The organism is Mycobacterium sp. NGS35, assembly GCF_059812855.1.
In genome coordinates this window covers 193,200-203,346 of record NZ_JCALDL010000004.1, presented here as the reverse complement: position 1 = coordinate 203,346, position 10,147 = coordinate 193,200, and the positions used below count along the sequence as shown (strand labels likewise).

The 10,147-nt window shown below is 66.6% G+C and carries 10 protein-coding genes; 8 read left to right on the top strand and 2 right to left on the bottom strand.

What is annotated here, in order from left to right; genetic code table 11:
- Nucleotides 1-9 precede the first annotated feature (9 nt).
- Nucleotides 10-840, bottom strand: a complete 831-nt coding sequence (locus tag AC5Y4C_RS10100) for an SDR family oxidoreductase (RefSeq protein WP_499962626.1) — start codon at nucleotides 838-840, stop codon at nucleotides 10-12.
- Nucleotides 841-960: 120 nt separating this feature from the next.
- Here AC5Y4C_RS10100 and AC5Y4C_RS10095 point away from each other — a divergent pair, with 120 nt between their 5' ends.
- From AC5Y4C_RS10095 to AC5Y4C_RS10080, 4 genes are all read left to right on the top strand, one after another.
- Nucleotides 961-2,538, top strand: a complete 1,578-nt coding sequence (locus tag AC5Y4C_RS10095; protein WP_499962624.1) for a methylmalonyl-CoA mutase family protein — start codon at nucleotides 961-963, stop codon at nucleotides 2,536-2,538.
- Entirely contained in the window at nucleotides 2,538-2,939 is a 402-nt protein-coding gene (locus AC5Y4C_RS10090; protein WP_499962622.1) for a cobalamin B12-binding domain-containing protein, read from the top strand. The genes AC5Y4C_RS10095 and AC5Y4C_RS10090 overlap by 1 nt, the downstream gene beginning before the upstream one ends.
- A gap of 103 nt (nucleotides 2,940-3,042) precedes the next feature.
- Entirely contained in the window at nucleotides 3,043-4,002 is a 960-nt protein-coding gene (locus AC5Y4C_RS10085) for an LLM class F420-dependent oxidoreductase (protein WP_499962620.1), read from the top strand.
- Complete coding sequence (locus tag AC5Y4C_RS10080; RefSeq protein ID WP_499909159.1) at nucleotides 3,999-5,051, top strand: CaiB/BaiF CoA transferase family protein; 1,053 nt, start codon at nucleotides 3,999-4,001, stop codon at nucleotides 5,049-5,051. Before AC5Y4C_RS10085 ends, AC5Y4C_RS10080 begins: the two co-directional genes overlap by 4 nt.
- Here the strand turns inward: AC5Y4C_RS10080 and AC5Y4C_RS10075 are convergent.
- Nucleotides 5,042-6,043: a 2Fe-2S iron-sulfur cluster-binding protein gene (locus tag AC5Y4C_RS10075; RefSeq protein ID WP_499962618.1), complete on the bottom strand. Its 1,002-nt coding sequence runs from the start codon at nucleotides 6,041-6,043 to the stop codon at nucleotides 5,042-5,044. The genes AC5Y4C_RS10080 and AC5Y4C_RS10075 overlap by 10 nt on opposite strands.
- Nucleotides 6,044-6,114: 71 nt before the next feature.
- Between AC5Y4C_RS10075 and AC5Y4C_RS10070 the strand changes: the two genes are divergently transcribed.
- The 4 genes from AC5Y4C_RS10070 to AC5Y4C_RS10055 are packed head-to-tail and all read left to right on the top strand — an operon-like array spanning nucleotide 6,115 to nucleotide 10,128.
- Complete coding sequence (locus AC5Y4C_RS10070) at nucleotides 6,115-7,491, top strand: class I adenylate-forming enzyme family protein (RefSeq protein ID WP_499962616.1); 1,377 nt, start codon at nucleotides 6,115-6,117, stop codon at nucleotides 7,489-7,491.
- Nucleotides 7,469-8,284, top strand: coding sequence for an acyl-CoA dehydrogenase family protein (locus AC5Y4C_RS10065; protein ID WP_499962614.1), 816 nt, complete (start codon nucleotides 7,469-7,471; stop codon nucleotides 8,282-8,284). Before AC5Y4C_RS10070 ends, AC5Y4C_RS10065 begins: the two co-directional genes overlap by 23 nt.
- On the top strand, nucleotides 8,271-9,359 hold the full coding sequence (locus AC5Y4C_RS10060) for an acyl-CoA dehydrogenase family protein (protein ID WP_499909151.1): 1,089 nt from the start codon (nucleotides 8,271-8,273) through the stop codon (nucleotides 9,357-9,359). The genes AC5Y4C_RS10065 and AC5Y4C_RS10060 overlap by 14 nt, the downstream gene beginning before the upstream one ends.
- A gap of 1 nt (nucleotide 9,360) precedes the next feature.
- On the top strand, nucleotides 9,361-10,128 hold the full coding sequence (locus AC5Y4C_RS10055; RefSeq protein ID WP_499962612.1) for an enoyl-CoA hydratase/isomerase family protein: 768 nt from the start codon (nucleotides 9,361-9,363) through the stop codon (nucleotides 10,126-10,128).
- Nucleotides 10,129-10,147 lie beyond the last annotated feature (19 nt).

Here is a 10,147-nt window from a genome sequence, read left to right as displayed (position 1 = left end):
CTGTGACCGCTAGCCGATGAACAGATCCGGGATGGGCTGCAGTCCGCCGCCGTAGCGGGACAGGTCGTAGCCGCCCGCCGCCACCAGCACGTCTTCGTCGATGAAGCAGTTCGCCGTGGTCTCCCGCGCGGGCCGCGACACGATCTCGGCAGCGGCGTCGCCCATGATCTCCGGGCTGCGAGACGCCTCCAGCAACTTCTGCCCGTCCGGCAGATTCGCCACCGCCGAGGTGCCGATGTAGGTCTGCGGCCACAGGCAGTTGAAAGCGATGCCGGCGTCGGCGAATTCGGCCGCCCAACCCAGTGAGAGCAGCGTCATCCCGTACTTCGACAGCGTGTAAGCCGGGTGCGCGCCGAGCCAGCGCGGGTTCATGTTCAGCGGCGGCGAGATCGTCAGCACGTGCGGATTGACGGAGTCGCGCAAGTGGGGAACGCACGCCTGCGTCATCAAGAAGGTGCCCTTGATGTTGATGTCGGACATCAGGTCGAACTTCTTCACCGGCAGCGCTTCGGTGGGCTCGGTGGCGATCGCGCTGGCGTTGTTCACGCAGATGTCCACGCCGCCGAACGTCTCGACCGCGATGTCCACGGCGCGGCGCACGTCGTCGGCGTTGCGCACGTCGCCCACCACGGCCTTCGCCTTGCCGCCCGCGGCCTCGATCTCGGCCGCGGCAGTGTGCACGGTGCCCGGCAGCTTGGGGTGCGGCTGGTCGGTCTTGGCCAACAAGACGACGTTGGCTCCGTGGCGCGCGGCCGAGAGCCCGATGGCCAGGCCGATGCCGCGGCTGGCGCCGGAGATCACGAGGGTACGGTCGGCGAGCGCGTTCAACTGACCAGGCATCCGTCTCCTTCTGTCGCCGCGGGAATTCGCGCGCACAGCGGCACGCCACACGTCTCGGCCCGTGTCGTTATCACGCAATGGTATTGGCATTCTCATTTTTTGCAAGTACGGTATTCATTGATGGAAGAGCAGGTACAGACCTCTTCGGGGATTCCTCTTAAGCCGGTGTACGGGCCGGCTGACCGGATCACCGAGCCGCCAGACCCCGGGGAATTTCCGTTCACGCGGGGCAACTTCTCGTCCGGTTACCGAGGCCGCCTCTGGACGTTTCGCCAGTACTCCGGCTTCGGCACCGCCGAGGAGTCCAATCGCCGGTACCGCTATCTGCTGGACCAGGGCGGTACGGGTTTGTCGGTGGCGCTGGACTTGCCGACGCAGTGCGGCTTCGACTCCGACGACCCAGAGGTGGCCGAAGAGGTCGGGCGGGTGGGGGTCGCCGTCGACACGCTCGCCGACGCCGAGATCTTGTTCGACCAGATTCCGCTCGACAAGATCAGCACCAGCTTCACGATCAACGGCACCGCGGCGATCCTGCTCGCTTTCTACGTCGCCGCCGCCGAACGCAAAGGTGTGCCGCGCGCCAAGCTCACCGGCACCATCCAGAACGACATCTTGAAGGAATACGCGTCTCGCGGCACGTGGATCTGGCCGCCGCAGCCGTCGCTGCGGCTGATCGCCGACACGATCGAGTTCTGTGCTGCCGAGGTGCCCAAGTTCAACGCGATCTCGGTGGCCGGTGCACACTTCCGCGACGCCGGCGCCACCGCGGTGCAGGAAATGGCGTTCACGCTCGCCGACGGGGTGACGTACTGCGACACCGTGGTCGAGCGCGGCCGGATGACCATCGACGAGTTCGCGCCGCAAATCTCGTTCTTCTTCTACACCCACGGCGACTTTTTCGAGGAGATCGCCAAGTACCGGGCGGGCCGCCGCCGCTGGGCGACGATCGTGCGCGAACGCTACGGCGCAAAGACCGACAAGGCGTCGATGTTCCGGTTCGGCTGCGTGTCCGGCGGGGCGTCTTTGTATGCGCCACAAGCGCGCAACAACCTCGTGCGGGTGGCCTACGAGGCGATGGCGTCGGTGCTCGGCGGCGTGCAGTCGATGTTCACCGCCGCCTGGGACGAGCCGTTTGCGCTGCCCAGCGAGGAGTCCGCGACGCTGGCGCTGCGCACTCAGCAGATCCTTGCCTACGAGACCGGCGTGACTCGGGTCGCCGACCCGCTCGGCGGCTCGTACTTCGTCGAGGCGCTCACCGACGCCACCGAGGAACGCATCGTCGAGATCATGGCGGATCTGGAAAGCCATGGCGGCATGGTCAGGGCCATCGAAGACGGCTATCTGCAGGGGTTGATCGCCGACGAGGCGTACCGGCTGCACCAGGACATCGAGTCGGGAAAGCGCCCGGTGGTGGGCGTCAACAAATTCGTCTCCGACGAGCCGCCGCCGGACGTGACGATGTACGAACTCGACGCGGAAGGGCGCGACCTGCAACTGAAACGCCTCAGCAAGGTGAAGGCCGAACGGGACGGCGTAGCCGCGGCCGACGCACTCGCCGCGCTGTCACGCGCCGCGGAGGGCACCGACAACCTGATGCATTACCTGATCGACTGCGCCAATGCGTATTGCACTGTGGGCGAGATGGTTTCGGCGTTGAAGAAGGTTTGGGGCGAATTCCAGCAACCGGTGGTGTTCTGATGCCGGCTCGTGTGCTGGTGGCAAAGCCGGGTCTCGACGGACACGATCGCGGCGCGAAGATCGTCGCGCGTACGCTGCGCGACGCCGGCTTCGAGGTGATCTACACCGGCATTCGGCAGCGCATCGAGGACATCGTGTCGATCGCCTTGCAGGAAGACGTCGCACTGGTGGGCCTTTCCATCCTGTCCGGCGCGCACGTCGCCTTGACCAGGCGGACCATCGAGGCGTTGCGAGCCGCCGACGCCGCCGACATCCCGGTCGTGGTGGGCGGGACGATCCCGCAGGGCGATGTGGCGAAGCTTCTGGACGCCGGCGCTGCGGCGGTATTCCCGACGGGCACGCCGCTGGATGTGCTTGTACGCGAGGTGCGTTCACTGACCGGGCAGAAGGTGGCGGACTAGATGAGTTGGCGTTCGCCGAGCGTGAGCTCAGTGCGTATTTTCGGCCGATTTTTCGCAATGGGTTCACGTTCGGCGGGCAGCGCCGCGAGAAGTGAGGCGTGAAGTGAGACTGGGCGTGATGATCGGGGCCGAACGCGGCGACATGTCGCGCAAGGTCTCAAAACTCGTGTCAGACATCGAATGGGCGGAGTCGGCCGGATTGGACACCGCCTGGATGCCCCAGGTACCCAACGACTTCGACGCGTTGGCCATGGTGGCGCTGATGGCGGCACACACCTCACGCATCGAACTGGGCACCGCGGTGGTGCCGCTGCAAGCGCAGCACCCAATTGCCCTTGCGCGGCAAGCACTTTCGGTGCACGCGATCGCGGGGGGCCGCACGGTGCTCGGTGTCGGCCCCTCCCACCACTGGATCGTGCGCGACATGCTCGGTATTCCCTACGAGAAGCCGGCTGCCTACACGCGCGACTACCTCGAGGTGCTCAATGCAGCGCTGGCCGGCCCGGGCCCGGTGGACGTCGAGAACGACACGTTCACGGTGCACAACCCGACCGTGCTAGGCGCCGACCCGCCATTGCCGGTGCTGGTCGCGGCGCTGGGGCCGGTGATGCTGCAGATCGCGGGGGAACTCGCCGACGGGACCGTGTTGTGGATGGCCGACGAGAAGGCAATCGCTCACCACATCGCCCCCAAGATCACCAAGGCCGCGGCCGACGCGGGCCGCCCGGCACCGCGCATCGTCGCCGGCATCCCCGTGTGTTTGTGTGCGAACTCCGAGATCGACGCCGCTAAGGAGCGCGCGAATCGCATTCTGGCCGAGGCGGAGACGTCGCCCAACTACCAGAAGCTGCTGGAGCGTGGCGATGCCCGCGACGTCGGTGACCTGTGCGCGGCAGGGGACGAAGAGTCGATCCTGGCGCGATTCAAGAGGTTCGCCGATGCGGGCGTGACGGATCTTTCTGTGCGGCTCTTGCCCATCGGCGAGAACCGTGACGAGCTGATCGCGTCCAAGCAGCGCACGCGCGAGGTCATCGCCGAGCTCGCTACGCAAGTCCGTCAATGATCCCAGGTCCACTCGCGGGTATCCGCATCCTCGAGGTCGGCACCATGCTCGCCGGACCGTACGCGACGATGATGCTGGCCGACCTCGGAGCCGAGGTCATCAAGATCGAACCGCCCGGCGGCGAGATTTCGCGGCAGGTCGGCGACAGCTACTTCGCCAGCCTCAACCGCAACAAGCGCAGCGTCGTGCTGGAGCTCAATACCGAAGCGGGACAACGGCAGTTGGGCGAGCTCGTCAAAGACGCGCACGCGCTGCTGGTCAACCTCAAGCCGTCGGCGATACGACGGCTGGGCCTCACGTATGACGCGCTCAAGCGGCACAACGAGAAGATCGTCTGCGTCGCGCTCACCGGATTCGGCCTGGACGGCGGCGACGAACCCGCCTTCGACTACGTCGTCCAAGCCGCCACCGGAATCGCCGCTCTCACCGGCGATCCCGACGGGCCGCCGACACTGCCGGGGTATTCCTCGGCCGACAACTCGACCGGCTTGACCGCCGCACTGGGCCTGCTCGCGCAGATCGTCTCGGGCCGGGGCGGCCAGGTGGACGTGTGCCTCCAAGACGTGATGCTGTCGCAGCTGAACTACCGCGCGTCGGCGTACCTCAACGACGGCGTGCAGCCGCGCCGATATCCGTTCGGCGCACACTCGTATTACGTTCCGGCGCAACTGTTTCCTACTGCCGACGGCTATCTGGCGCTCTTCGTCACCCATGACGCGTTCTGGAAACTCTTCGCGACCGAAGCCGGCATCTCCGGGTTCGAGACGATGGCCGAGCGGGTGTCACGACGTGACGACGTGCTCGCCGTGGTCACGCAGGCCCTGGCCCACGACACCGCGAAGGGATGGGAGGCCCGGCTGCGTCCGCTCGGCATTCCCGCCGCAGCGGTGCGCACACTGCCGGAAGCGTTGGACGCCGACCCCGGAATCATCGTCACCGCAGGCGAATTCAAGCTCGTCGGGTGTCCGGTCCGCATAGTCGGCTACATGCCGCAATACCGTCCGCCGCCGAACCTCGGCGAGCACAACGACGTGCTGTCTCACTCGTAGACGACGGTCACCGACGCGCTGTCGGGAACACCCTGGCAGGTCAGGATGTAGCCGTCGGCGATCTCGTCCTCCTCCAGCACGTCGTTGTTGCGCATGGTCGCCTGTCCCTCGGTGAGCTTGGCAATGCAGGTGCCGCAATTTCCCGCTTCGCACGAGAACGGCGGCGCCAGCCCACCGCGGCGCGCGCTTTCCAGCAGCGTCTCGCCGGCGATCCGCGGCACAGTCACCTTTTTGCGGTCCAGGTGAATGGTCACGGTGCCGCCCGTCTTCGCCGATGACTCCGCGGGGGGAGGGGTGGCGACCTTCGGTTCGATTTCAAAGTCCTCGACGAACACCCGTCCCGGCCCGGACAGCGCCGACTTCACGACGTTCATGAAGCCCTCCGGGCCACACACGTAGCAGTCGGCGTCGACATCTGGGCCGACGAACATGCGCACCGTCGCCACGTCGAGCAAGCCGCGTTCGGCGTCGATGTGGCGCACCACCTCGAGGCGGTCGGGGTAGCGGTCCACCAGTTCGGCCATCACGCCGTCGAAGATCACCGACTGCCGGTCCCGGTCCGCGCACAGCAGCCGCACCTTGCGCTTCGTCGTGGCCAACGCGCTCTTCGTCAGCGACAAGATCGGCGTCACCCCGCTGCCCCCCGCGAACCCCAGCAGCGGCGCCGCGCTGGAGTCCAGGCAGAACGTGCCCGCGGGCCGGGTGAGCACGACCTCGTCGCCCTCGGCGAGGTTGTCGAGCATCCAGTTCGAGACCTTGCCGGTGGGCACCCGTTTGATCGTGGTGGCCAGGTCGGCGTCGGTCTCGGGTGCGCTCGACATCGAATACGAGCGGTACAGCTCTTCGCCGTCGACGGTGACGCGGAAGGTGCAGTACTGGCCGGCCCGATAGGTGAACGGCTCGTTGGGGACCAGCACGAAGGTGCTCGCGTCAGGCGTTTCCTTGATGATCCGTGCCACGGTGGCTCGGTGGAACACGTGGGTGATCGCCATGCCACCTCCCTTTGGTATTAAGATTCTATCAATAAGAGAATCAGGTTCTCAATCACGCTAGGATCCTCTTGATGCCCTCACGCAGCCTCGCCGCGCTCGCGTTCGGGGAGCGGCAGTACAGCCGCGCCGAGCTCGACGCGTGTGCCGACGGGCTGGCCGGCGCGCTGCGTCACCGCGGTGTGCGCAGCGGCCAGCGGGTTGCGCTCATGTCGTCGAACCGGCCCGAGTTCGTCGCGGCGGTGCTGGCCATCTGGCGGCTGGGCGCCGCGGTGGTGCTGCTCAGTCCGGCGTGGAAGGCCGGCGACGTCGAGCACGCTCTGGCGGTCACCGAGCCCGGCTACGCTGTCGGCGACCACCCTGTGCTGGCCGGCCTTATGCCGATGCTGCATCTCGACGAGCCCAGGAGCGCGCAGGGGGGCCCATTCCCAGCGCCGAGCCCGGACGCCGACGCGCTGCTGGTGTTCAGTTCGGGAACCACCGGCATGCCCAAAGCCGTTCGGCACACCCATCGATCGTTCAACGCTGCGGTCCGGCACTGGCGCGACGCGCTGCAGATGACGTCCGACGATCGGATGCAGGTGGTCACGCCGGCATCGCACATCCTCGGCCTGCTGAACATCATGACGGCTCTTGACACCGGTGCGTGGGTTCGGCTGCATCAGCGCTTCGACATCGACCTGATGCTGCGTCACATCGAGGCGGACCGCATCTCCATCGAAATGGCCGTCGCGCCAATTGCATTGGCGCTCGCCGCTCACCCAGGGCTGGAACACGTCGATCTGTCGTCGCTGCGCTACATCATGTGGTGTGCCACCCCGGTGACGCCGAGTGTCGCCGAGACCGTCACCCGCCGGACACGCGCGCGGTGGCTGACTGCTTACGGCACAACCGAATTGCCGGTGATCGCCTGTAACCCGCTCGACGATGTCCGGCTCGACACCGTGGGCCGTCCGGTTCCGGGTGTGGACGTCCGTATCGGTGAACACGGTGAGATCCAAGCTCGCTCGGAATCGCTGATGGCCGGGTACCTTCCCGACGAAGCCACCGCCGGCGCGTTCCGCGACGGATGGTACTGCACCGGCGACGTGGGATTTCTCGACGACGACGGCTACCTGCGGATCACCGACCGCTCCAAGGAGATGATCAAAGTCCGCGGATTCCAGGTCGCTCCGGCGGAGATCGAGAAGGTCCTGCATGGCCACCCCGCCGTCCACGACTGCGCAGTGTTCGGCGTGCCCGATCCGGTGAACGGTGAAGCCATCGTGGCAGCGGTCGCCGCTCACAGCCCGGTCACCGCCGAGGAGCTCACCGCAGTCGTGGGTGAGCGGCTGGCGTCCTACAAGCAGCCCGCCGCCGTGGTGTTCGTACCGGAGATTCCGCGACTACCCTCTGGCAAGGTGCTGCGCCGAGTTCTGAAGGAGAGCTATGGATGTCCGTCTGAACAGTGAACAGCGCCAATTGCGCGACGCTGCAGCCAAATTGGCCGATGATCTGGGGCCCGGTTCGGTCGCCGAGCTGGCCGACGAGGGCCGGGTCGCGCGTCTGGAAAAGGTAGTAGACGCCACCGGGTGGCGCTCGCTGCGCTCCGACGGCGCATCCGGTGTCGAAGTGGCCATCGTGGCCGAGGAGTTCGGACGCGGCCTGGTCGATGTCCCGTTCGTCGGGCCGGTGCTGGCGGACGAGCTGCGCCGGATGGGAGTGACCGTAGACGGCGGTGACGACGAACAGCCTGTCGCCTCAGCCGATCTCACCCAGGCGATGGCCGGGACCCCGGGACCGCAGGCGATCGGACGCCTTCCCGGGGAAGAGCGCGAACGCTTCACGGCACTGGCGATTGCCGCCACCACGGCCGACATCCTCGGCACGGCTAGGGGTGCGCACGCGCTGGCCACCGACTACGCGAAAGTGCGTGAGCAGTACGGCAAGCCGATCGGCTCGTATCAGGCCATCGCGCACATGCTCGCCGAAGGGCTTGCGCTGATCGAAGGCTCGATCAGCGTGCTGCGCCACGCGGCCTGGGCCGTCGACGAACTCGAGCCCGCCGAAGCGGTGCGGGCCGCGTCGATCGCAAAGGTGTACTGCGCGCGGGCCGCGCGGACGGTGTGTGAGACCGCGATTCAAGTGCACGGGGGCATCGGAAACACCTGGGAATGCCTGGCGCATGTCTACTTGCGCCGCGCCCTGACGTCGACAGAACTGTTCCCAGTGAGACTGAAGGAGATCGATCTTGGACTTTCGTGATTCGCCGGAGGAGGCCGCGTTCCGCGAGCGCCTCAGGGCATGGCTGAGCGATAAGGCCGGAGCGTTTGCGGCATCAGGTGACGACTACTGGGCGCGCCAAGGTGAGTGGCATCAGGCGCTGTACTCGGCGGGCTTCTTCGGATTGTCGTGGCCGAAGAAGTTCGGTGGACACGAACTGCCACCGGTCTACGACGTCATCGTCGACGAAGAGTTGGCGCGCGCGGGCGCGCCGCCGCGGCCCAGCCTCGGGTACCTCGTCGTCGGCCTCGGCGAACATGGCAGTGAAGAACTTCAGCAGCGGTTCCTGCCCGGCATGATCAACGGCACCGAGCGCTGGTGCCAAGGCTTTTCGGAGCCCGGGGCCGGCTCGGACCTCGCCTCGCTGCGCACCAAGGCGACTCGCGATGGCGACAACTACGTCATCGACGGCCACAAGATCTGGACCAGCTACTCCGATGTCGCCGACTGGTGCCTGCTTCTTGCGCGCACGGATCCCGACGCACCGCGGCACAAGGGGATTTCGGCGTTCATCATCTCCATGCACCAACCCGGCATCACGCAGCGGCCGCTGAAGATGATCAACGGCGTCACCACGGAATTCGGTCAGGTCGAGTTCGCCGGCGCGGTCGTTCCCGCCGACCAGATGGTCGGTGCACCGGGGCACGGCTGGGCGCTGGCGATGACAGTAGTCAGCCACGAGCGTGAGCCGTCGACGCTCGGCTACTCGGCGCGCTACGGCAAGCTGGTTCGGCAGATGGCCAAGCGGATCGACGGTGAGATACCCGACGAATTGGTTTGGGCCGCAGTGGAATCGGAGATGCTGCGGCTGCATGTGCGCCGCCGGCTGTCGGAGCAGCTCGACGGGCTCACTCATGGTCCCAGCGGCTCGCTGGACAAACTGCTGATGACCTGGACCGAGCAGTCGGTCGGCCATGCCGCGCTCGCGGTGGGCGGGACCGAAGACCCCGAACTGCTGTCGGCCTATCTCTACAGCCGGGCCCAAAGCGTGATGGGCGGCACGTCGCAGATCCAGAAGAACATCATCGCCTCGCGCATCCTCGGGTTAGGAGTCTGACGTGTACGACATGCCACCGGAAATCGAGGTCGAAGCCGACGGTGCGCTGCGCATCATCCGGCTCAACCGGCCCGACGCGCTGAACGCGGTCAACGACGCGTTGCACGTCGGATTGGCTGAACTCTGGCCGCGGCTCAACGAAGACCGCGACGCGCGGGCTGCGGTGATCACCGGTAACGGCCGGGCGTTCTCCGCGGGCGGCGACTTCGCCTACCTCGACGAGATTCGGCAGGATCCCGACCTCCGCGCCAAGACGATCCTGCACGGGCGCGAAATCGTACTGGGCATGGTGCGCACCAGGATTCCTGTGGTGGCCGCCGTGAACGGCCCAGCCGTGGGGCTGGGCTGCAGCCTGGTTGCGCTGTCCGACATCGTCTACATGGCCGAGACCGCGTACCTCGCGGACCCGCATGTGCAGGTGGGTTTGGTCGCCGCCGACGGGGGGCCGCTGACCTGGCCGCTGCAGATCAGCGTGCTGCAGGCCAAGGAGTATGCGTTGACCGGAGCCCGGATCTCGGCGCAGCGCGCCGTGGAGATCGGCTTGGCGAACCATGTTGTCGCTGATCCGCTTTCAGAAGCGGTCGCGTGCGCCAAGAAGATCATGGAGTTGCCGCGGCAAGCCGTCGAGAGCACCAAGCGCATGCTCAACATGCACGTGGAGCGAGCGGTGCTGAACACCCTCGACTACGCCAACGCCGCGGAAGACCAGTCCTTTCAGACCGAGGACTTCCGCCGGATCGTCGAGCGCCTCAACGCCCCGAAGAGCTGACCCGCCCTTCGGTGAGCGT

Coding starts and splice junctions, on each gene's coding strand:
- AC5Y4C_RS10100 (WP_499962626.1), bottom strand. CDS start 840: ATGCCTGGTCAGTTGAACGCGCTCGCCGACCGTACCCTCGTGATCTCC.
- AC5Y4C_RS10095 (WP_499962624.1), top strand. CDS start 961: ATGGAAGAGCAGGTACAGACCTCTTCGGGGATTCCTCTTAAGCCGGTG.
- AC5Y4C_RS10090 (WP_499962622.1), top strand. CDS start 2,538: ATGCCGGCTCGTGTGCTGGTGGCAAAGCCGGGTCTCGACGGACACGAT.
- AC5Y4C_RS10080 (WP_499909159.1), top strand. CDS start 3,999: ATGATCCCAGGTCCACTCGCGGGTATCCGCATCCTCGAGGTCGGCACC.
- AC5Y4C_RS10075 (WP_499962618.1), bottom strand. CDS start 6,043: ATGGCGATCACCCACGTGTTCCACCGAGCCACCGTGGCACGGATCATC.
- AC5Y4C_RS10070 (WP_499962616.1), top strand. CDS start 6,115: ATGCCCTCACGCAGCCTCGCCGCGCTCGCGTTCGGGGAGCGGCAGTAC.
- AC5Y4C_RS10065 (WP_499962614.1), top strand. CDS start 7,469: ATGGATGTCCGTCTGAACAGTGAACAGCGCCAATTGCGCGACGCTGCA.